General features: G+C 42.7%; 20 protein-coding genes. 13 read left to right on the top strand and 7 right to left on the bottom strand.

Features of this window, described 5'->3' with window-relative positions; translation table 11 throughout:
- Positions 1 to 232: 232 nt before the first annotated feature.
- Both I8J31_RS19085 and I8J31_RS19080 read left to right on the top strand, forming a co-directional pair.
- Positions 233 to 619 carry an MmcQ/YjbR family DNA-binding protein gene (locus I8J31_RS19085; RefSeq protein WP_325101230.1) on the top strand — a complete coding sequence of 129 codons (387 nt, stop codon included), beginning with the start codon at positions 233 to 235 and terminating at the stop codon, positions 617 to 619.
- A gap of 73 nt (positions 620 to 692) precedes the next feature.
- Positions 693 to 1,694 carry a phosphotransferase gene (locus I8J31_RS19080; RefSeq protein ID WP_199470177.1) on the top strand — a complete coding sequence of 334 codons (1,002 nt, stop codon included), beginning with the start codon at positions 693 to 695 and terminating at the stop codon, positions 1,692 to 1,694.
- On the opposite strand, the gene hrpB is transcribed toward I8J31_RS19080, so the two are convergent.
- Both hrpB and I8J31_RS19070 read right to left on the bottom strand, forming a co-directional pair.
- Positions 1,695 to 4,214 (bottom strand): ATP-dependent helicase HrpB, encoded by a 2,520-nt coding sequence (gene hrpB / locus I8J31_RS19075; RefSeq protein WP_199470176.1) that lies wholly within the window; start codon positions 4,212 to 4,214, stop codon positions 1,695 to 1,697.
- A gap of 47 nt (positions 4,215 to 4,261) precedes the next feature.
- Positions 4,262 to 4,558, bottom strand: a complete 297-nt coding sequence (locus I8J31_RS19070) for a 2Fe-2S iron-sulfur cluster-binding protein (protein ID WP_199470175.1) — start codon at positions 4,556 to 4,558, stop codon at positions 4,262 to 4,264.
- Positions 4,559 to 4,728: 170 nt separating this feature from the next.
- Between I8J31_RS19070 and I8J31_RS19065 the strand changes: the two genes are divergently transcribed.
- The 6 genes from I8J31_RS19065 (at position 4,729) to I8J31_RS19040 (ending at position 12,188) form a co-directional block, all read left to right on the top strand.
- Entirely contained in the window at positions 4,729 to 5,463 is a 735-nt protein-coding gene (locus tag I8J31_RS19065; protein WP_199470174.1) for a response regulator, read from the top strand.
- Entirely contained in the window at positions 5,464 to 7,983 is a 2,520-nt protein-coding gene (locus tag I8J31_RS19060) for a PAS-domain containing protein (RefSeq protein ID WP_199470173.1), read from the top strand.
- A gap of 149 nt (positions 7,984 to 8,132) precedes the next feature.
- A complete protein-coding gene (locus tag I8J31_RS19055; RefSeq protein WP_199470172.1) occupies positions 8,133 to 9,164 on the top strand; it encodes a sugar ABC transporter substrate-binding protein in 1,032 nt (343 codons plus the stop codon).
- Between the two features lie 94 nt (positions 9,165 to 9,258).
- The gene (locus I8J31_RS19050; RefSeq protein ID WP_199470171.1) at positions 9,259 to 10,341 is read left to right on the top strand and encodes an ABC transporter permease; all 1,083 of its coding nucleotides are present in this window, start codon (positions 9,259 to 9,261) and stop codon (positions 10,339 to 10,341) included.
- Positions 10,341 to 11,135, top strand: a complete 795-nt coding sequence (locus I8J31_RS19045) for an ATP-binding cassette domain-containing protein (protein ID WP_199470170.1) — start codon at positions 10,341 to 10,343, stop codon at positions 11,133 to 11,135. Before I8J31_RS19050 ends, I8J31_RS19045 begins: the two co-directional genes overlap by 1 nt.
- 75 nt (positions 11,136 to 11,210) lie before the next feature.
- The gene (locus I8J31_RS19040) at positions 11,211 to 12,188 is read left to right on the top strand and encodes an ABC transporter substrate-binding protein (RefSeq protein ID WP_199470169.1); all 978 of its coding nucleotides are present in this window, start codon (positions 11,211 to 11,213) and stop codon (positions 12,186 to 12,188) included.
- Positions 12,189 to 12,208: 20 nt separating this feature from the next.
- On the opposite strand, the gene I8J31_RS19035 is transcribed toward I8J31_RS19040, so the two are convergent.
- Positions 12,209 to 13,192 (bottom strand): LysR substrate-binding domain-containing protein, encoded by a 984-nt coding sequence (locus tag I8J31_RS19035; RefSeq protein ID WP_199470168.1) that lies wholly within the window; start codon positions 13,190 to 13,192, stop codon positions 12,209 to 12,211.
- A 130-nt stretch (positions 13,193 to 13,322) separates the two neighbouring features.
- Between I8J31_RS19035 and I8J31_RS19030 the strand changes: the two genes are divergently transcribed.
- The 5 genes from I8J31_RS19030 (at position 13,323) to I8J31_RS19010 (ending at position 16,462) form a co-directional block, all read left to right on the top strand.
- Positions 13,323 to 13,550, top strand: a complete 228-nt coding sequence (locus I8J31_RS19030; RefSeq protein ID WP_199470167.1) for a DUF1127 domain-containing protein — start codon at positions 13,323 to 13,325, stop codon at positions 13,548 to 13,550.
- 128 nt (positions 13,551 to 13,678) lie between these two features.
- Positions 13,679 to 14,566 carry an AEC family transporter gene (locus I8J31_RS19025; protein ID WP_199470166.1) on the top strand — a complete coding sequence of 296 codons (888 nt, stop codon included), beginning with the start codon at positions 13,679 to 13,681 and terminating at the stop codon, positions 14,564 to 14,566.
- Positions 14,567 to 14,594: 28 nt separating this feature from the next.
- A complete protein-coding gene (locus tag I8J31_RS19020) occupies positions 14,595 to 15,137 on the top strand; it encodes a mechanosensitive ion channel domain-containing protein (RefSeq protein WP_199470165.1) in 543 nt (180 codons plus the stop codon).
- Between the two features lie 102 nt (positions 15,138 to 15,239).
- Positions 15,240 to 15,515: a hypothetical protein gene (locus tag I8J31_RS19015; RefSeq protein WP_199470164.1), complete on the top strand. Its 276-nt coding sequence runs from the start codon at positions 15,240 to 15,242 to the stop codon at positions 15,513 to 15,515.
- Positions 15,516 to 15,631: 116 nt separating this feature from the next.
- Positions 15,632 to 16,462 (top strand): ion transporter, encoded by an 831-nt coding sequence (locus tag I8J31_RS19010; protein WP_199470163.1) that lies wholly within the window; start codon positions 15,632 to 15,634, stop codon positions 16,460 to 16,462.
- Positions 16,463 to 16,476: 14 nt separating this feature from the next.
- Here I8J31_RS19010 and I8J31_RS19005 read toward each other — a convergent pair whose 3' ends face one another.
- The 4 genes from I8J31_RS19005 to I8J31_RS18990 form a co-directional block, all read right to left on the bottom strand.
- Positions 16,477 to 17,373 (bottom strand): EamA family transporter, encoded by an 897-nt coding sequence (locus tag I8J31_RS19005; protein WP_199470162.1) that lies wholly within the window; start codon positions 17,371 to 17,373, stop codon positions 16,477 to 16,479.
- Positions 17,374 to 17,515: 142 nt separating this feature from the next.
- Positions 17,516 to 17,653 (bottom strand): hypothetical protein, encoded by a 138-nt coding sequence (locus tag I8J31_RS19000; RefSeq protein ID WP_199470161.1) that lies wholly within the window; start codon positions 17,651 to 17,653, stop codon positions 17,516 to 17,518.
- Complete coding sequence (cydB, locus tag I8J31_RS18995) at positions 17,653 to 18,663, bottom strand: cytochrome d ubiquinol oxidase subunit II (protein WP_199470160.1); 1,011 nt, start codon at positions 18,661 to 18,663, stop codon at positions 17,653 to 17,655. The genes I8J31_RS19000 and cydB overlap by 1 nt, the downstream gene beginning before the upstream one ends.
- Positions 18,663 to 20,072 (bottom strand): cytochrome ubiquinol oxidase subunit I, encoded by a 1,410-nt coding sequence (locus I8J31_RS18990; protein WP_199470159.1) that lies wholly within the window; start codon positions 20,070 to 20,072, stop codon positions 18,663 to 18,665. The genes cydB and I8J31_RS18990 overlap by 1 nt, the downstream gene beginning before the upstream one ends.
- Positions 20,073 to 20,375 lie beyond the last annotated feature (303 nt).

The following is a 20,375-nucleotide window of genomic DNA, read 5'->3' as shown; positions in this document are numbered from 1 at the left end:
CAATGGTATATACATTACATTATCCAATGGACTCAGAAGTGGCCCTTTATTCGCCGCAGGCGCTCGCCATCTCCGGTGGTAATCCCACAAGAGAATAAGCATCATAAAGCTTTATATTAAGAGGGCCTGATAGGTTATCCTGTCAGGTTTTTCCGTTTGGAGGAAAGTCCAGACATGCTTTATGTTATAGGCTAGTTGTTTTTAGAAGGGGTTATTTATGCTGGGTCTGAGGATGAAAAATTATTTATTATCTAAGCCTGAAGCAGAGGAGTCTTATCCATTTGGTCCAGAGCCTTTAGTATTTAAGGTTCAAGGTAAGATGTTTGCTTTATTCATGGTTCGTAATGGAAATTTTTGTCTAAATCTGAAGTGTGATCCTGATGAGGCGGTGCAATTGAGAGATATCTTTCCCTGTGTTCAAGCCGGTTATCATATGAATAAGCGTCACTGGAATACGGTGGTGTTGGATAATTCTCTGCCGATGGGAGAAATAGAAAGAATGGTTGATAACTCATATTCTTTGGTTGTCAAAGGGTTAAAAAAGTCCCAGAGAGAGGGATTAGAAGTTCGTTATGGTTCAAAGATTATTTATTCTTTACGAGATAAGAAAGGTTTGTAAAACGACAAGTATTTCTCTTACTGTCTAAGTACCTGAAATTCTGCCTTTTTGTTAACTTAGTGTAAGCCGTTTTATGACACCTGAGATTTTTATTAAGCGCCAATGCAAGGCGAATACTGTTAAGCGACATGAAGTAATTCAGTCTTTGTGGAGTGGTTACGGTGAAATTGCTCGTTATTCATTAACCGAAAGTCCTGTCGCCTCTTTTGTTATTGCTAAGCATTGCTCAATACCTTTAGACGTTGAGCACCCTAGGGGATGGCAGTCTGATCATGCCCATCAACGTAAAGTCCGTTCCTATGCGGTAGAGCAAGCCTGGTATCGGAGTTGGGCTTCCCGTTGTCATGTGTCGGCCCGTGTTGCACTTTGTTATGGAAATTTTCATGATGAGCAATCAGGTCAACGATTAATCTTATTAGAAGATCTAGACGCTGCTGGCTATTCCAATCGATACGATGTTAATAACAGAGACCATTTAATTTCCTGTATTAATTGGTTAGCTGCCTTCCATGCAGGTTTTATTCATCAAGATCCGCCACTAGATTGGCCAAATGGTCTTTGGGAGAAAGGCACCTATTGGCATCTTGATACTCGCCAAGAAGAGTGGACAGTCATGCCGGAGGGTGAACTGAAATCTTCAGCCTCGGTTTTGTCTAAGTGTCTTGATCAAGCTCGCTTTAAAACGATGGTTCATGGCGATGCAAAAGTCGCTAATTTCTGCTTTTCATTTGTTGATGATCAGGTGGCGGCGGTTGATTTTCAGTATGTGGGGGGCGGCGTTGGAGTTCAGGATTTAGCCTACTTGTTGGGGAGTGCTTTGGGTGAATATGAATTGGAAGAAAACCTGAGTTATTTGTTGGATCATTATTTTGCTGAATTAGGAAGGGCGTTGATGGCCGAAGGAGAATCTCAGTCATTTGCGCAGGAAGTCATAGAAGAATGGCAGGGCTTATTTGTCATTGCTTGGGCTGATTTTCACCGTTTTATTATGGGCTGGGCGCCGACCCATAAGAAAAATACGCCATTGAGTAATCGAATAACGGAACAAGCCCTTGCGCAATTAAGAGGCTCTTGATTAAGAAGACCTTAATGCTCGGTTGGTTTTTGCTGTGGCCTGAGCCTTCATAGGATCTTCGGGCCAAGGGTGTTTTGGGTAACGACCACGTATTTCTTTACGCACTTCTGGGTAGGCTTCACGCCAAAAGAAGGCCAGATCTTGGGTGACAGCAAGAGGTCTTTTTCCCGGTGACAGCAATTCAATACGTATGCGTTGATTTAAGAAAACTGGACTGGTGGTGCAGCCAAACATTTCTTGTAGCTTTACACTTAGAGTGGGTGGTTGTGCGCAGTAATCAATAGCATGAGTTGATCCTGAGGGTACTTCGATTCGTGCTGGTACTTTTTGATTGAGAGTTTGCTGTTGGCTCCAATCTAGTTGGTTCAGTAAGATATCGGCTAATGGCAATTTGTTCATCATTTGTTGATTAGTGACTTTACCAAGGTAAGGGGCTAACCATTGCTCTAGTTGGGCTAATAGCGTTTCATCAGAGCAGTTGGGCCATGAGTTGTTCATATCATTTTGATAAGCAAATTGAAGACGTGCTCTTAGTTGTTTACTCATGTCATTCCAAGGTAAAACCGATAGACCTTCTTGCCGAATATATTGGCAAACAGCTTGGCTGATGTCTTCTTCGGAAGGCACTGTGTTTCTTTTTTTATCGATACACAGCCTACCAACCCAGCGTTGTGATTCACTCAATAGTCGAGCGTCTTTCTTTGACCAAGCAAGATGCTGTTTGACGCTTACTAATTCAGGGAAGTCGTTTATAAGGCTATTGAGTTTAATCGGATAGGCGAGAAAAATACGGTCTTCGTTTTGTCCGTGATGTCCGCCAATATCTAGAGCGATAAGCCACTCACTTTGCGCGCAAGGATCTTGGGAATTAAGGCTTGCCATGCGACCATTAGCAAGTTTGTAGCGGACCTTTTCGTGGTCTTGGGTGATTCTTTGTCCCATACGATCAGCGAAAGCGCTGATTAATAGCGGCTCTATAGAGTTTGTATTATTGGCAGAAGTTTCCACTTGATCTGTTAATTGTAGGCTGCGTTTTTGCCATTGCTGCTGGGCCTTCAGGTAGCTCTGTTTTGGTCGCTTACTTTGGACGTTGTGGTGACCTTCTAGCCAACGAAGCCGGTCGGTGAGGTCACTGTGATGTTGAGAAAAGGGGTCACCTTCGGACAAAATAGCGCAAATATTACTGGCTATTTTAGTGTTATTTCTTTGCTTTCCTTCGATCAGTATTCTTGCTAAACGTGGTGCTATGCCCAAGTTACTCATTTGCTCTCCAATAGCGCTTAGTTGCAGCGGCTGCTGGGTTTTTAGGGCATTTAGGCTAGTCAGTATGTCGAGAGCTTGCTGCCAGTGGCTATTGAGTGGTGGTGTTATCCAATCGAGTTCTAAACGTTCTTGCACTCCCCATTTGGCTAGATCCATCACCAGAGTACTAAGGTCACTGATTTCAATCTGTGGTTGGGCTTGAGGGGCGAGTTGATGTTGCTGGCCTTCGCTCCACCAACGGTAGCAAACACCGTCTTCAGTTCGGCCTGCCCGTCCCATACGCTGGGTGGTTTCAGCTTGCGTTGCCCGGCGTGTATGGAGTCGTGTGGTGGCGGTATTGGCATCAAAGCGTGCTTCTCGGCTTAAGCCCCCATCTACTACAACACGGATGCCCTCTATGGTTAAACTGGTTTGGGCTATGGCTGTCGCGAGTACTATCTTGCGAGCAGGGGCTGTGGCAGGAAGAATTACCGCTTCTTGTTCTTTTAAACTAAGTTCGCCATATAAAGGCAAGATATTTAAATGAGCTTCATGACCTAACTGTTGTTGAAGCAGGTTAGCAGCCTGACGAATTTCTTTTTGACCAGGTAGAAAGACCAAAATGCTGCCCGGTTCTTCTCGATAGGCTTGGCAAGTTAAGCGTATGACTTCATCTATTACTTGGAAGGCTTGCAGAGATTTATTGGAGTAATGGGTAGCGACGGGGAAGCTTCGTCCTTGGCTGGTTAATGTCGCACAGCCAAGCCTTTCTTCGAGTAAGTCAGTGTCGAGTGTCGCTGACATGACTAATAATTTGAGTGGGTTCTCGTCGCGGTATAAGTCTCTTGCCTGTAAACACAGGGCAAAGGCTAAATCTGAGTGCAGGTTTCGTTCGTGGAATTCATCAAAGATAACTAAAGCAACCTCTTCTAAACTCGGGTCGTCATGTAGCATACGGGTTAATACCCCTTCGGTGACGACGAGTACTTGGGTTTCTTTACTTTCTTTTCCTTCATGACGAATACGATAACCTATGCGTTTACCGAGTGGTTCTTGTAATGTATCAGCGAGGCGCTTGGCTGCGGTTTTAGCAGCTAATCGTCTTGGTTCTAACATGATGATTTTGCGATCTTTACACCATGCTTCACCCATCAGCTCAATTGGAACAACCGTGGTTTTACCTGCGCCGGGTGCGGCTTCTAAAATGGCTTGGTGGTGTTGCTCTAGTTGGCGTTTTAGATCTGGGATCAGCTGATAAATGGGTAGTTTGATAAACATAGGGACACTCGTTGTGATGCTGTGCCCATGATAACTTTTTTTGTGCTCTAACGCAGTTTCACTTTAGGCGGCCCAATACGAATCGCTGTTTTGCATTTGGCAATGCAAGGGAGAAAGTAGCCGTTTTGTTTTTCTTTTTCATTGAGACCGCGGGGAATTCTATCTGCGTAATCTATTTCTCCTTTTAGTAACGGGGTTAAACAGACTCCGCAGACGCCATTTGTGCAGGCCTGCTTAATAGCGACACCATGCTCAAGTAAGGCCTCTAAGATAAGCTCATCCTGATGTACCAAAAGCCATTGATCGTTATTGTCGCCGCTTAGATGCAGGATGTTATGTGTCACGTTGACTCTCCGTTAGAGCGGATTATTTGATTAAGTATTCGTTGTTAGGATTTTTCATCTGTTAATTTTATATTAACTTTAGCATGATATTGCTAGCATGCAGCTTGTAACACTTTGTGCCGACTGGCTCATTTCATCTTCATCATGAAAAGTGGACTTCGACTTAGATAATGACAGAGCAAAATAAAAAAACCTTATTAATCGTCGATGACGATCAGGATATTCGCCAATTGCTTTGCGATGCTTTTTTGCAAAAAGGCTATAACGCATTCGCGGTTGAAAATGGCATTGGCATGTGGGGCTATCTGGATAAGGTTCAGGTTGACCTTATCTTGATGGATTTGTACCTACAGGATGAAGATGGGTTACAGTTAGCCAGAGAAGTACGTGAGCGTTTTTCCATGCCTATCATGATGTTGACAGGTAAGGGAGATGAAACGGATCGTATTTTAGGTCTTGAACTTGCCGCTGATGATTACATGATGAAGCCATTTAATCTACGAGAGTTGATGGCTCGTATTCATGCTTTATTAAGAAGGGCAACCCAGCAAGCGCCAGTGCTATCGAATGTGATAAATGAAGCCCACGAATGTTTGAGCTTTGGCCGTTGGACTTTGGATATCACCGCTCGACAGTTGCAAGGCCAAGACGGGCATTTGGTGTCGCTAACCCTAGGTGAGTTTTCTCTATTGGAGGTATTAGCACGACACCCCGATCGTATTTTTTCCCGTGAACAATTAATTGATCAAAGTCGAGGATTGGAAACAGAAGTATTTGATCGTACCGTTGATGTGCTTATTCTCCGGCTTAGACGTAAGATAGAGTCGAACCCTAAAACACCAGAATTTATTAAGACACAGCGCGGACTTGGGTATTTTTTCCAAGGACCAGTGCGGACCAATTAAATGCGCTTTATCAGTATTCGCCAAAAAGCGTCGTTAACCATTCTTGCCATTAGTTTGGTGGCGTTTTTTATGGTGGCAATTGGTTGGCAGTCCATGCGAGTAAGTGAAGCTTCCTTATCAGAGTTTGAATCTGAAACCCTGCCAGAAATTAGTACCTCATTGACCTTGGCCGAAGGGGTTGCTCAGTTAGCAGCGATTGCGCCCTATACCGCAGGTTCGGGTCGGCCATTTCAATTACAAACCGAGTCTGAGCGTATTCATCAGCGTATTTTAGAGTTACGTGGTGTGGCCGAGAGTCTAGTGGATTCAAGGTTTCGTGATGACGTTGATGAGCGTTTAGATGACCTGCAAAAAACCTTAGAAGAGTTGGTTTCTTTGGTCAGGGAAGAGCTTTATATTCGTGAAGACAGTCTTGCTCAGCAATTCCATATTCGTCAGCTATTACCTAATGATGAGGTCACTTCAACGGTGAATAATCAGTTAGGGTTAGTTTGGTTGTTGCAATTGCTTGAGTCTCCTAGCTTGGTTCCAGAGAATATGGAAAAAACCTTGAAGTTAAGTGAGCAAAAAGGACAGGTCGCCGATATCGCTCATAATCTATTAGCGGCCCATCGTCGCCTGAATAGCATCAAAGAAAGAAAAAACTATTTATTGATTTCCATTCGGGCTAAGTCCGAACAATTGAGTCGACAAGTGAGTAAATTTGTTGGTGATTTGCAAAAAAAGGTAAGTCGTCAACGGCAGGATGTATCATCCTTTGTTTCTACTGGACAACATTGGATTATTGGCATTTCTGTGTTTCTGTTGTTGGGTTTAAGTCGCTTGTATTTTTATAGTCAACGCATGACAAAAGATCTTGGCGCAGTAACTTATGATATGGAGCAGTTATCTCTTGGTCGAGTCGATTCTAAGAATCCTGCAATACGCCGTAATGATGAAATAGGTACGCTTGTTGATGCATTTGAAGTATTTCGTCGAGATGCTTTACGGCGCTTGGAGGTCACAGCCGAGCTTTCAGAGCAAAAGCGATTATTAGAAACCATTTTCGATAATATGAATGATGGCCTAAGTGTTTTTTCTGCGAAAGGCACTTTATTAGCGTGGAACTTAGGCTATCAAAATATATTTGATTTGCAGAATGATGATTTGCGCGTTGGCATGTCCTTGAAGGAAGTTCAAAGCTTGATTAATCGGGGGCAGCATAAAAACCTTAATTTAGAAAATCAGCAAGTTTATATGGAAGAGGTGAATGTCTCTCGTCATCTGCGTTTCCAAAGTTTTGAGCGGCACTTTGACTCTGGGAAAATTGTTGAATTTCGCTCTAAGCCTATGCCTGAAGGGGGGTTTGTTACCCTGTATACGGATTTAACTGAGCGTAAAAGTGTGGAGAGTCAACTGCGCCAAGCGCAAAAAATGGAAATGTTGGGGCAGTTAACCGGTGGTGTCGCCCATGATTTTAATAACCTATTGGCGGCGATTATGGGTAATCTGCAAATGTTGTCGGATTCACGACCACAGACAGAAGATCAAGCCAGATACATAGAGCGGGCTTTAGTGGTTTCCGAGAAAAGCAGCAACCTAGTGCAGCGATTATTGGCCTTTAGCCGTCGTCAGCAGCTTTTCCCAGTGTCTATTGGTATCGATGATTTAATCGAAGGTATGCTGGATTTGGTGGAATACAGTGTGGGTTCACACATTCAAGTAGAAAGTGACTTACAGTGTCCTGATGCAGTTAGTTTGATTGACCCTTCCCAGCTTGAAAACGCCTTGCTTAATTTAGCCTTGAATAGCGCCAGTGCGATGCCAGAAGGAGGGCGTTTGTCCTTCTCAACCAAGTATTGCTGTTTACCTGATAGCGATGTGCCTGCAATTAGAATACGAGTGGAAGATTCTGGGGCAGGCATTTCGGAGGAGGTTATTGGTCGTATCTTCGAACCATTTTTTACGACCAAACCCGTTGGTAAGGGTAGTGGCTTAGGTTTGAGTATGATTTATGGCTTTGTAAAGCAAAGCGGCGGTGAAGTCGTCGTGACATCTGAATTGGGTCAATGGACCCGAGTCTGTTTGTTTTTACCACAACAATTGGCAGCGATTGAAAACCTTGATAATGATATTAGTACCCACTCTGAAGCCATGTTATTACCTGAATTGAGTACGGTTTGGCTAATTGAAGATGACGTTGAGGTGAGTCAAGTGATGCGTGAACAACTAGAAAAAATGGGTTTTTTTGTACAAAGCTTTGATCGTGCGGAAGCTGTGGTTGATGCGTTAGGAAAGTCGGTTCTACCTGATGCTATCGTATCTGATGTAAACCTAGCCGGAACCATGAATGGCGTCGAATTGGCGCACCTTATTCGTAGTGATGGGGCTTCTTTGTCTTTTTCTGGTCCTGTCTTGTTAATGTCTGGTTTGCCTCAAGAAGAGCTAAAACAAAAATATCATCTTAAAGATGATGATTTATTTATATCAAAACCATTTACAATCAAAGAGTTAGAGAGAATATTTCATATTGAAAAATAAAATATTACAAATATTACAAAAAAAATCCTCACTGTGAAATTTTCCATTAGTTTTTATTCTCCATAGTCGTTTCTTAGAAACAGAGTTTGGCTAATTTGTTTCAATGGCATTACAGCCAATAATAAAAACAAAAGTGGAGTTATAAAACGATGAAATTCTCTTACTGCATTCCTTATAAAAAACTGGCTTGCCTTGTGGCGGCTGGAGCCCTTTCTTCTGTCGCTGCGGCAGATACTACAATCATTGGTCTTATCACCAAAACAAACACCAACCCATTCTTTGTTAAAATGAAAGAAGGTGCTCAACAAAAAGCGGAAGAGCTTGGCGTTGAACTACGTACTTTCGCTGGCCGTTACGACGGTGATAACGAAGCGCAAGTACAAGCCATTGAAAACCTAATATCATCTGGTGCGAAAGGTATCTTGATAGCCCCAAGCGACCCATCTGCTATTGTTCCAACGATCGAAAAAGCACGTAAGGCCGGTCTATTGGTTATCGCATTGGATACGCCTCTTAGCCCTGCAAATGCTGCTGACATGACATTCGCTACTGATAACTTTAAAGCGGGCGAAATGATCGGTAAGTGGGCGAAAGCACAAATGGGTGATAAAGCAAAAGATGCAAAAATTGCTCTGCTTGACCTAAATACGAGTCAGATCACAGTGGATGTTGCCCGTGACCAAGGTTTCTTGAAAGGCTTTGGCATTGATTTAAAAGACGCAAACCGCATGGGTGATGAAACGGATTCGCGCATTGTGGGTAACGATGTTACTCAAGGCTCAGAAGAAGGTGGTCGTCGTGCGATGGAAAACCTACTTCAAAAAGATCCTGGCGTAAACTTGGTTTACACCATCAATGAGCCAGCAGCGGCAGGAGCTTATGAAGCGCTAAAAGCGTTTGGTCTAGAAAAAGATGTGATGATTGTCTCTGTTGATGGCGGTTGTCCTGGTGTTCGTAACGTGCAAGACGGCGTTATCGGCGCGACTTCTATGCAATTCCCTCTAAAAATGGCTTCTGAAGGCGTTACCGCCATTGTTGAATTCGCTAAGTCGGGTTCACGACCTTCAGCATCGGATGGCCTAGATTTCTTCGATACTGGTGTACAGCTAATCACTGACCAGCCTGTTAAAGGTGTTCATTCCGTTGGGTCTAAACCTGGTTTGGCTATGTGCTGGGGCTAATCGCCTTTTGTAATATAAGGGGCTAAAAGGCGCCCCTGACTTGCTACTAGCCAAGCCATTTGGCTAGTAGTCTTCTTTTTGCCTGGAGTAACCTATGAGTTCTACTGATCCAAAACCTTCTACGGCTGTGCTTGATCACGATAAAGTCGCGGATCAAGCAACAAGTTATGTCGCACAATTTGAAAACACCGATACCTTTGTTCAGAGTTTTCAAAAGTTTCTGCATAAATACCCTATTGCCGCACCAAGTATTGTTCTTTTAATTGCCGTTTTTGGTTTTAGTTTAATTGTTGGTGATCGCTTTTTGTCACCGTTCAACCTGTCTTTGGTATTGCAGCAGGTGACCATTATCGGTGTGATAGGGGTTGCTCAGACTTTAATTATTTTAACGGCCGGTATCGATTTGTCGGTTGGTGCCATTATGGTATTGGCGTCTGTTGTGATGGGACGCATGGCTATAGATTATGGCTTTGATGCTTGGTTGGCTTTGTTGATCGGTATGAGTGTTGGTGCTTTGGCTGGTTTTATTAATGGCTTGCTGATTACGCGTATGAAGCTGCCACCTTTCATTGCGACTTTGGGTTCATGGAATGTCTTTTTTGCATTGAACCTCTGGTATTCGAAAAGTGAAACCATTCGTTCGCAGGACATCAGCACGATGGCACCTTTATTACAGTGGTTAGGTGAAACCATTAATGTCTTTGGCGCGCGCTTAACCTATGGCTCCATTTTGATGTTGGCGATTTTCTTTGTCATTTGGTATGCCTTGAATTGGACCCCATGGGGACGTCATGTTTATGCCACAGGAGATGATCCTGCTGCGGCAAAGCTTGCAGGTATTCGTACAGATCGTATCTTGTTGTCTGTTTATGTGCTGGCGGGTGTGGTTTGTGCAATAGGTGCATGGGTATTGATTGGTCGTATTGGCTCGGTGAGCCCTCAAGCAGGTTATACCACTAACTTAGATAGTATCACGGCCGTTGTTATTGGTGGTTGTAGTTTGTTTGGTGGTCGAGGCTCGATCTACGGTACGCTAATCGGTGCATTAGTAGTGGGGATCTTCCGTAACGGTTTAGCTCTCGCTGGTGTTGATGTTTTATGGCAAGAATTCACCGTGGGTATTTTGATTATCGTCGCCGTTGGTGTCGATCAGTGGATCAGAAGAGGGACTGCATAATGGTAGCTCAATACGATAAAACACCCGTTATTCAAACAAAAGGCTTGGTTAAACGTTACGGTAGTGTAACGGCTATTGATCATGCAGACTTAGAACTTTATCCGGGTGAAATCTTAGCCATTATCGGTGATAACGGTGCTGGTAAATCGTCTTTAATCAAAGCGCTATCTGGTGCCTTGATTCCTGATGGCGGTGAAATTCTACTCGACGGGGAACCAGTACATTTCACGTCTCCCATGGAGGCTCGTGCATTGGGGATTGAAACGGTTTACCAAAACCTAGCGGTTTCCCCTGCATTAAACATTGCGGATAACCTTTTCCTTGGGCGAGAAATCTTGAAGCCGGGTATCTTGGGTTCTGTTTTTCGTATGTTAGACAAAAAGGAAATGGAAAAGCGTGCCCGTGATAAAATGATTGAATTAGGTTTGATGACCATTCAAAACATTAGTCAAGCCGTTGAGTCTTTGTCTGGTGGTCAACGCCAAGGTGTGGCAGTTGCTCGTTCGGCGCTATTTGGTAGTAAGGTGGTGATCATGGATGAACCAACAGCCGCTTTAGGGGTGAAAGAATCTCGTCGAGTATTGAATTTGATTAAAGAAGTTCGTGATCGAGGCTTGCCAATTATTTTGATAAGCCACAATATGCCCCATGTTTTTGAAGTCGCGGATCGTATTCATATTCATCGTTTAGGTAAGCGAGCAGCGGTTGTCACTCCTCAGTCTCATAGCATGTCTGATGCTGTTGCCATTATGACGGGGGCAATGGAAGTCGACGCTTCAACAGAAGCCGCCTAATAAAAGGAGGCTTCTGTCTTAGGTGTTAATAAATAGCAAGATGGAAGCCTATTTGGCCATTATTAGGGGAACTCAATGCACGTAATCAAGTTATTCAATTTAGCTACTGGGAAGTTGCATCAACTTGGTATGAAAGCGCATCTTATTCAGGGGCTGATTGCCGCTTTTTTAGTCGCGGCCTTGTTGCTCCCTATATCCTCACAATCCTCGGAACCTTCTAATTTAAGATCCATCGGTATTAGTGTAGCGGATCTTGGTAATCCTTATTTTGTCCAATTGGTAGAGTCTGCAACGGCAAAAGCGCAAGAGCTCACTGGTGGTCCAGTGAAAATGCTGATTCGCTCGGATGCCTATGATTTGGATCGACAAATCGAGCAACTTAATGATTTTATCGAACAAGATGTGGATCTTATTGTGCTGACGGCGGCTGAAGAATATAAGGTGGCGGCGGTTGTTGCTAAAGCACAGCGTGCTGGCATCAAGGTTATTGCAGTTGACGTAAATGCTAAAGGTGCCGATGCAACGATTACTACAGATAATGTACAAGCTGGTGTTGTGGCTTGTGAAAAATTGGCTGAAAAAATAGGCTACAAAGGAAATTTCGTTATTGTTAATGGCGTTTTAGTCTCTTCTGTTGTCGAGCGCGTGGCTGGCTGCAAATCTGTTCTCAATAAATACCCAGATATTAAGCTGTTAAGTGATCGAATGAACGGCACAGGCAGTGTTGGAGGAGGGATGGAAGCCATGACTTATTTGATGGAAAGTTATCCTCATATTGATGCGGTATTTACTATTAATGACCCGACTGCTTTAGGGGTATTACGTGCTGCAAAACAAGCTAAGCGCAATGAGTTTCTTTTGGCATCTGTGGATGGAGCACCTTTTGCTGAAAAGATGATTAAGCAGCAAGGTAGCCCTTGGATTGCAACCGCAGTGCAAAGACCCGCATTGATGGCGGAAAGAGCCATTGAAATTGCGATGGCCTTGTTAGAAGGTCGGGAAGTGCCCCAGCGTTTTATTTTGATTCCTTCCGTACTTGTTGAAAAACCTTAGTTTTTATCTTATTCAAAGACCTAGCAACCGTCCTCTATTTTTCCGTAGCTGATTTCAAGTTTTTCAAGTTCAGGATGAGCTTTTAAATAGGCTTGCCATGACGCCTCTATGGTTTTTGTTTCCCCTTTTAGCCAGCTAATAAAGGTTGTCACTTTATGATGTTTAAAGTGAGGCGCTGGTGCGACTAAGTAAAAGCTGTAATAGGATTTTACATAAATAGGTAGAGGGCAAATTAATTGACCTTTTTCTATTAATTCATAAACCAAACTAAATCGTGCCATGGTGATACCCTGACCAGAAAGGAGTGCTTCGATTAATATGGTTGAGTCTGAAACATGCAGGTGTGATTTTAATGGTGTGTTTGTTGAGCCTAAATAGCGTTGAAACTCTGGCCATACATGTATCAGATCTGGACCGCCGTCGGTAATCACTGGCAGAGCGGCAAGCTGTTGCTTGATTTCTTTTGTATTGTTTAACAGAGCAGGGTGGCATACGGGTAATAAAAACTCATCAAATAACAGGTCTGATCTTAAACCAGCATAAGTACCTTGTCCTAAACGGATTGATAAATCTAAATTTCCATCTGAAAAAGACGCCAAGCTCAGGCTTGGGCTGAGATGAATATTAATGTCTTTTTCTTTTTCTTGAAAATGGCCTAAACGAGAGACTAACCAGCGACTGGCAAAGGATGGCAGAGTGCTAATTACCAAGGTGTTTGGGTTTGGGTCATCGATAATGCCTTTTACACCCGTTTCTAACAGCTCAAAGGCTTTCTCGGCATGCTCGAATAGATATTGGCCCTCATGGGTTAAGCTAATCTGTCGTGTATGGCGTTCAAATAAAGGCACACCTAATGTTTCTTCTAGCGTCTTTATTTGTTGGCTGATGGCGGCCTGGGTTACATGAAGCTGGCCTGCCGCATCTTTAAAGCTCAGACTTCGGGCAGCATGACGAAAGGCTAATAAGGACTTTAGTGGTGGTAAACGGAGGGGAGTATTACTCATTGCTCAATCTCTATGGTTAAGTATTTCTTAACTATGGCGTAAATTTTCTCGTTTGTCAGTGTTTCTTTTTTGATCGATTATGAGTCCAACGCTTAGCCGCGTTTCCTCATAAATTAAAAGGAGATTTAGCATGACCACTCATTTATCTAATCACCATGACGCAGACTTAATCAGCCAGTGCTGTCAGCGGATAGAAAAAAAACTGACGTTTAAAAATGTCTTGGCCAAGCTTAGAAAAGCTTACCGGAATTGGAGAACACGCCGCCAGCTTATGACTATTTCAGAAACGGATATGAAGGATTTAGGCTTAACAAGAAGTGATGTCTACCATGAAATAGAAAAGCCGTTTTGGAAGTAGTTAAGGGGGATTGGCAAGTAACAAGGAGGTTGCTTGCATTGCCTATTTCTTGCTTAAAAAATTATTTGTTCATTGGCCTTTATGGCGAAGCTAGGTAAGCTAATGGCCTTCGTTCTTTAAGGTTATTCATGGACACATCAACGTTATTTTCTCAAATTCTTAATACCGTTTTTCCCTTAGCGAGTATCGTCTTAGTGGCGTTCCTTTACGCACGGGTAAGGCCAACCGATATGACGGTGGCGAATCGCTTAAACATCAGTGTATTTTGTCCTGCTTTGATTTTTTCTGTTATGGCGTCGAAAGAGTTTCATATTTCACAATACCTTGATTTGATACTTGCCGCAGTAGTCGTGGTTTTAGGATCAGGCTTACTCGTTTGGCCATTATGTAAATTGCTTAAAATTGCACCGAAAACCCTAGTGCCTCCTATGATGTTTAATAACAGCGGTAACTTGGGTATTCCTTTGATTCTGTTAGCCTTTGGCGAATCAGCTCTGCCCGTTGCTGTGGTGTTATTTCTAACCGAAAACTTACTGCATTTTACGGTTGGCATGTACTTGCTTAACCCAAAATCTAATTTATTAAATACGTTAAAAATGCCGATGATTATTGCCACTATTCTGGGGGTGATGTGGAGCTTACAGGGTTGGGTATTACCCACTGCGATTAAGGTGTCGGTTGATATGCTGGGGCAGATTGCGATTCCCTTGATGTTGTTTGCTCTAGGTGTGCGTATGACCAATGTCGATTTTAGTCATTGGAAACTGGGTGTTATTAGTGGTTTTCTTTGTCCTTTAAGTGGTTTAATTATTGCTGTTATTTGGCAGTTCACAGTGGGCATGTCGGCAGAGTATTTTGGTTACTTATTGCTATTCGCTTGTTTGCCGCCTGCTGTGCTCAACTACATGATAGCTGAGCTTTATCAACAAGAGCCTCATAAGGTGGCTTCTATTGTATTGATTGGTAACTTAATGAGTTTAGCTATCGTGCCTTGTGTTTTGTTTTACGTCTTATAAACTAAGCACAAATTTGAAGAGGGGAGTTATGGTGCTGCAAATCGGTTTGACCGTTTTATTAATTATTGGCTATGTCATTTTTTCACGTTTTTTAAAGTCGAGCATTGCTTTGTTGGGCCAGAAGAAATCGATTAATGAAGTGCGCATTACTTATGTTTCTAAAATGCTTCATCTTGGTCTTACTGCCCTATTTGTTTTGCTGATTTGTTTGGTGCTAGGGGTTGGTTATGGGCAATTTGCGATTTTCTTCTCCTCTGTTTTTGCTGTCGTGGGGGTTGCTTTATTTGCTCAATGGTCGATTTTAAGTAATGTAACAGCGAGCTTGATCATCTTTTTCAGTTTTCCCTATCGAGTCGGTGATTGGGTTAAGGTGGTGGACAAAGATGATGAAGTTTTAGGTCAAATTATCGAAATATCGACGTTTCATGTGATTATTCAGCGCTTATCCAGTGATGTGGTGACTTACCCAAATAGCTTAATTCTACAAAAAGCTGTGATTCGCTTTGCTAACAAAGAGGCGGCTCAAGCGATGAGTCAGTTTAATGAAAAATTAAAAACGGATGATTCATAAGCTTTATATTTTGATATCGCATAAAAAACGATCAAATTTTCAAGATTCCGTTTATTTGTGCCATAATGAAAAACTCTCATCTTTTCGAATGGAGAGTGTTTTGTGAAATCGGATCCTGAAACCCTGTTAAAGAAAAACGATGAGCTCATTCATTCGGATGCGCTGAAAGTGAAATCCCACGTACAAAGATCTCAAGAAGATTGGATACTTCATACCTTGATGATTGAAGGTTATGACGTGCCATTTCGCTTCAAACGTCAGGGTAAGTACCGTACATTGAAGGGTGCACGGGTGAATTTGACCTATTATCCAGCGCAGGAAATGGTGGCTGGCATAGCAGTAGAAATCATGAAAGTCGTGCGGGTTAAGCGTACTTAAAGACTATTTTCCTTATCTATATCATTCGTACTTTTCTTATTCACTATATGAACTTAATATGGCGCATTATGTCTCCATGTAGGTTTTTCTCGATTATAAATTAGGTATTTTGAATAATGGAAATGAGTCGTTCGAGTAGTCTTTTTACCATGATGAAGCGCGTTGAGCGCAGTGTATGGTTCCAAGGCTTTATTATTAGCATCATTATTATTGCGGCATTAACTGTTGGCGCTAAAACTTACTCTTTACCCTATGGTGTTGAATTAGCTATTAACTACTTAGACAGCTTTATCACTGTCTTTTTTCTTGTAGAAATCACTCTGCGTTTTATCACTCATGATGATAAACGTCGCTTTTTTGCAGATCCTTGGAATATCTTTGACGTTATAATCGTCGTTGGCAGTCTGATTCCAACATCGGAATCCGATATGGTTTTAGTGGCGCGTTTACTTCGAGTCTTTCGTGTTCTGCGATTGGTTTCTATTATCCCTGATTTACGTTACCTCATTAATGCCTTGCTTAAAGCGATACCAAAAATGGGCTACATTGCATTGCTGATGTTTATCATTTTTTATCTTTTTGCCGCAGTGGGGTCGATCTTTTTTGATCATGTAAATGAAAAGCTTTGGGGTGACATTGCCGTTTCTATGTTGACCTTGTTTCGGGTAGCGACTTTTGAGGATTGGACAGATGTTATGTATGAGACGATGGAGGTTTATCCATTTAGCTGGATTTTCTACATTGTTTTTATCTTCCTAACCGCCTTTATTTTCTTAAACATGATGGTAGGTGTTGTGCTCGATGTGATGACTCGAGAAACCGCTGAAAAAGATCAAGAAAATCAGGATAACCACCACCATGCTTTGGTGGCTCAAATCTCAGAATTACAAGCTCAAGTGGCTCGGCTTTCCGATAAGATAGATGCACAGCAAAGTAGGAAAGAATAGCTCTGTATCTGAATTTAAGGTGTTTGCTGGCTAGCCCTTTTTAGCCAGCGGCCGCCAAAAGTGTTTAATATCAATCCTAGTAATACAATAAAAATGCCTACCCACTGCATTAAACTTACTATTTCAGATAGAAATATTTCGGCGGATGCTAAGCCAACCACTGGTACGCCTAATGTTAGCGGTGCCACGGTAGCAGCAGGGTAGCGAGATAATAAGTAGCTCCATAAACCATACCCGGCCAATGTCGCAAACAGTGATAAATAAGCCAAGGCAGAAAGCGTTTTGATGTTTAGGTTAACGATATTGTTCCACATAACATCACTGCCATCGATAAAGTACGCGCATAAAAAGAATGGAATAGGTGGTATCCAGCTCGACCAAACAATAAGGTTCAAGTTAGCATCGTAGCCCTTACTACTAATTTTTTTTGTGAGAATGTTTCCAAGAGCCCAGCTTGATCCCGCCGCTAAGGTTAAACCGAAGCCAAGTGCCGTCATTGTGGCGTTATCATTTTCTAAGCCAATGACTGCCAAGCCGCCAATCGCAATTCCAATAGCGAGTACTTGATAAGGACGAACCGCTTCTTTTAATAATAAAACGGCGAATAGCAGTGTAAAAATAGCTTGAGATTGTAGAACCAGTGAGGCTAAACCCGCAGGCATGCCAAACGACATGGCGCTGAACAAGAAAGCAAATTGCCCAAAGTTTAATAATAAGGCATAACCAATACACCAAAGCAGTGGCGTATTAGGGCGGGAAAAGAAGAAACAGCCTAGCATTCCGATAACTAAGAACCTTAGTCCTCCGAGCATCATTGGCGTTAATTCATCCAATCCCCAGCGCATGACAATAAAGTTAAACCCCCACGCAATAATGATAATCAGCGCTAAAAACATATCCTTACGAATCATAAAGAACCTTGAACCGAGCAATGCATGGAAAAGTTGATTACTCTACGTGTTTTATAGGCACTTGAACATGGACAGATTAAGAAGAAACAGAGGACACAGATCGGAATAAATCTAGCGAGCTATTCCTATCTGTGTGTAGAATTTAAGGTAACCCAGTCATTAAAAGCTTAATACCGTAAGAGGCGGATAGTACGGTGATAAAACCGCCTAGATACAGCAATAAAAACCATTGCCATGATTTTAAGACGGAGAGTTTGGCTTTAATTCGTTCCAAAAGCATTAGTACCCTTCCTGATAATCTTCAACTTTCCCTGCAAAGACGCGATAGCCCCAGAAGGTGTAAGCACAAATAAGGGGAACGAAAATGCATACGCCGGGTAATAAAAATAACAAGCTGCTGTCTGGTGATGCGGCTTCCCAAAAGGTGAGTTGTCTAGGGAGTAGGAAAGGGAACAATCCAACTACCAAGCCTGAAAAACCAAGTAAAAACAGCATGGCAGCACACCAAAACGGTCGGCCTTCAGTGCTGGCTTTTCCTGTAGCGTGGTTATTCAAGTCTTTCCAAGCAATGGCCGCTGCTATTAGGGTTAAAATAGGCAGCGGTGACAACAGCAAAAAATGGTAGCCAGAGAACCAGCGTTCACGAATTTCAACTTGACCTATTACCGTCCACAAACTAACCGCTACCATCGCCAATAGAGTGATAACTAATAGGCGCTTACCCAGCATGGCGGCATGTTGTTGAATTCGTCCTCGGCTTTTCATAAACAAATAACAGGCCGCTAATAACGCATAGCCTGCCATGACGGCGAAACCTGTTAAGACGGAAAAAGGGGTTAGCCAATGTAAGCTGGACATACTGTTTATGCCAACTGGAATCCCCTGCACCAATGAACCAAGCAACATGCCTTGGCAAAAGGCGGCGATGGCGGATCCTGAGCTAAAGGCGAAGTCCCAATAAGGTCGAGAAGTATCAGATTTAAAGCGATATTCAAATGCCACGCCTCGGAAAATTAAGGCGAACAGCATGAGCATAATAGGTAAGTAAAAGGTGGACGTGATTTGTGCATAAGCGATGGGGAAGGCGGCGAATAAGATCACACCACCAAACACTAACCAAGTTTCGTTACCATCCCAGACATGTGAAATAGAGCGCATCAAATGATCTTTCTCGCCCGTTTGATCGAACCAAGGGTAGAGAATACCAATACCCAAATCAAAGCCATCAAGCAACACGTACATGAAAATGGCAAACCCCAATAGAAGGAAATAGAAAAAGGCTAAGTCCATTATTTCTCTCCTTGTGCTTTATTTTGTAAGTTTTTAACCCAAGCCAGCGCGTATCCTGGTGCTTTCATACCAATTAGCTGTTGCTCTAGTACTTCCATTGTTGGAGGACCTTTTTTAATAAGCTTACGCATGAAGTAGAGGTAAACACCGAGTAATAAGGTGTAAATGATGACAAACATCATAAAGGTAAAAAGTACTCGCTCGGCAGGTAATGGTGAGACTATGTCGGCGGTACGCACTAAGTTATAGACGATCCAAGGTTGACGGCCTACTTCAACCACATACCAGCCAGCAAGGACGGCAATGACACCTGTTGGTGTAAATAAAGTGAGCAAAGCAAGGAAGGGCCTGTTCTCGAATAAACGGCCCTTGCAGCGCAACAATAAAGCCAAAAAGGCAATGCCAATCATGCCGACACCAATTCCGACCATGACTCGGAATGACCAAAATACTAATGGCACGTTTGGTCTATCTTCTGGAGGAACGGCTTTTAAGCCTTGAACGGCACCATCCCAAGAATGGGTTAATATCAAACTACCTAAATTCGGTATGCCGACCTCGTAATCATTTGATTCCGTTTTCATATTAGGCATAGCGAACAGCAATAAAGGAACGTTTTCTTCTTGCGCAGGCCAGATACCTTCCATCGCGGCTAATTTTGTTGGTTGGTGCTCTTTCACATTTAAGCCGTGCATGTCGCCGATCCAAGCTTGTACTGGTGTTAAGACCAAGGCGAACCACATGCACATGGATAAGCCTTTTTTGGCAAAGGGAATGTTTTTCTTTTTTAGTAAATAATAAGCGCTAATTCCGGCCACAACGAAGGTTGCGGTTATTAAAGACGCCATTACCATGTGAGTGAGTCGGTAGGGCATGGAGGGATTGAAGATAACCGCCATCCAACTTTCGACTTCAAATTTTCCATTAACTATTTTGTAACCTGCTGGGGTTTGCATCCAAGAGTTTGCCGCGATAATCCAAAACGCAGAAAACCAAGTGCCCACCATAACGACGATAGTCGAGAAAAAATGAAGCTTGCGCCCCACTCGTTGCCAGCCAAATAGCATAACACCAAGAAAGCCTGCTTCCATAAAGAAGGCCGTTAATACTTCATAAGCCATCAATGGACCTAAGACGGCACCAGTGATCTCGGAAAACTTAGAAAAATTGGTGCCAAACTCGTAAGACAAAACAATGCCGGACACGACGCCCATCCCGAAGGTGATGGCGAACGGTTTGATCCAAAACTTAGCCAGTTGCAAATAATAAGGATTATGGGTTTTCAACCATAAACCTTCCCAGATAGCGATGAGGGTTGCCAAGCCAATGGTGATGCTTGGGAAAATAATATGAAAGCTCACAGTGAAAGCGAACTGGAGACGGGATAATAGAGCAACGTCGAGATCCATGTACGTACCTAATTATGTGGTGATAAAAATCTTTTTGGATAATCAGAGTTCACAAACTAAAAAGTCTTAGTCGTCTTTATTGATTTTAATTGTGCGCATCTTTTGCAATGCCAAAGGAAATATTGCTAAGCCTACAATGCAAAACAGTGCGATGATTTCAGTCATAAAAAAGCCAGTATTCATAAGGTCTTCTCCATTAATAAGTAAAAGGTTGAGTTAGATCAAAAAAAGTTACTCTTCTAATAGCAATCCGTAGGCCAATTTTTCGATGGCTTTATCTGTTTGATTTTAAAAGGATAAAAT

This window comes from Marinomonas transparens (assembly GCF_016463975.1).
Taxonomy (GTDB): Bacteria; Pseudomonadota; Gammaproteobacteria; order Pseudomonadales; family Marinomonadaceae; genus Marinomonas; species Marinomonas transparens.
The sequence above is the reverse complement of the archived record's forward strand: the minus strand, read 5'-3'. Positions and strand labels throughout refer to the sequence as shown.

Bases quoted from the DNA above. Each gene is read 5' to 3' on its own strand.
- I8J31_RS19020 (WP_199470165.1), top strand. From the start codon at position 14,595: ATGGTGCTGCAAATCGGTTTGACCGTTTTATTAATTATTGGCTATGTC.
- hrpB (WP_199470176.1), bottom strand. From the start codon at position 4,214: ATGTTTATCAAACTACCCATTTATCAGCTGATCCCAGATCTAAAACGC.
- I8J31_RS19050 (WP_199470171.1), top strand. From the start codon at position 9,259: ATGAGTTCTACTGATCCAAAACCTTCTACGGCTGTGCTTGATCACGAT.
- I8J31_RS19085 (WP_325101230.1), top strand. From the start codon at position 233: ATGAAAAATTATTTATTATCTAAGCCTGAAGCAGAGGAGTCTTATCCA.
- cydB (WP_199470160.1), bottom strand. From the start codon at position 18,663: ATGGACTTAGCCTTTTTCTATTTCCTTCTATTGGGGTTTGCCATTTTC.
- I8J31_RS19030 (WP_199470167.1), top strand. From the start codon at position 13,323: ATGACCACTCATTTATCTAATCACCATGACGCAGACTTAATCAGCCAG.
- I8J31_RS19040 (WP_199470169.1), top strand. From the start codon at position 11,211: ATGCACGTAATCAAGTTATTCAATTTAGCTACTGGGAAGTTGCATCAA.
- I8J31_RS19060 (WP_199470173.1), top strand. From the start codon at position 5,464: ATGCGCTTTATCAGTATTCGCCAAAAAGCGTCGTTAACCATTCTTGCC.
- I8J31_RS19035 (WP_199470168.1), bottom strand. From the start codon at position 13,192: ATGAGTAATACTCCCCTCCGTTTACCACCACTAAAGTCCTTATTAGCC.
- I8J31_RS19055 (WP_199470172.1), top strand. From the start codon at position 8,133: ATGAAATTCTCTTACTGCATTCCTTATAAAAAACTGGCTTGCCTTGTG.
- I8J31_RS19005 (WP_199470162.1), bottom strand. From the start codon at position 17,373: ATGATTCGTAAGGATATGTTTTTAGCGCTGATTATCATTATTGCGTGG.
- I8J31_RS19065 (WP_199470174.1), top strand. From the start codon at position 4,729: ATGACAGAGCAAAATAAAAAAACCTTATTAATCGTCGATGACGATCAG.
- I8J31_RS19010 (WP_199470163.1), top strand. From the start codon at position 15,632: ATGGAAATGAGTCGTTCGAGTAGTCTTTTTACCATGATGAAGCGCGTT.
- I8J31_RS18990 (WP_199470159.1), bottom strand. From the start codon at position 20,072: ATGGATCTCGACGTTGCTCTATTATCCCGTCTCCAGTTCGCTTTCACT.
- I8J31_RS19000 (WP_199470161.1), bottom strand. From the start codon at position 17,653: ATGCTTTTGGAACGAATTAAAGCCAAACTCTCCGTCTTAAAATCATGG.
- I8J31_RS19080 (WP_199470177.1), top strand. From the start codon at position 693: ATGACACCTGAGATTTTTATTAAGCGCCAATGCAAGGCGAATACTGTT.
- I8J31_RS19045 (WP_199470170.1), top strand. From the start codon at position 10,341: ATGGTAGCTCAATACGATAAAACACCCGTTATTCAAACAAAAGGCTTG.
- I8J31_RS19025 (WP_199470166.1), top strand. From the start codon at position 13,679: ATGGACACATCAACGTTATTTTCTCAAATTCTTAATACCGTTTTTCCC.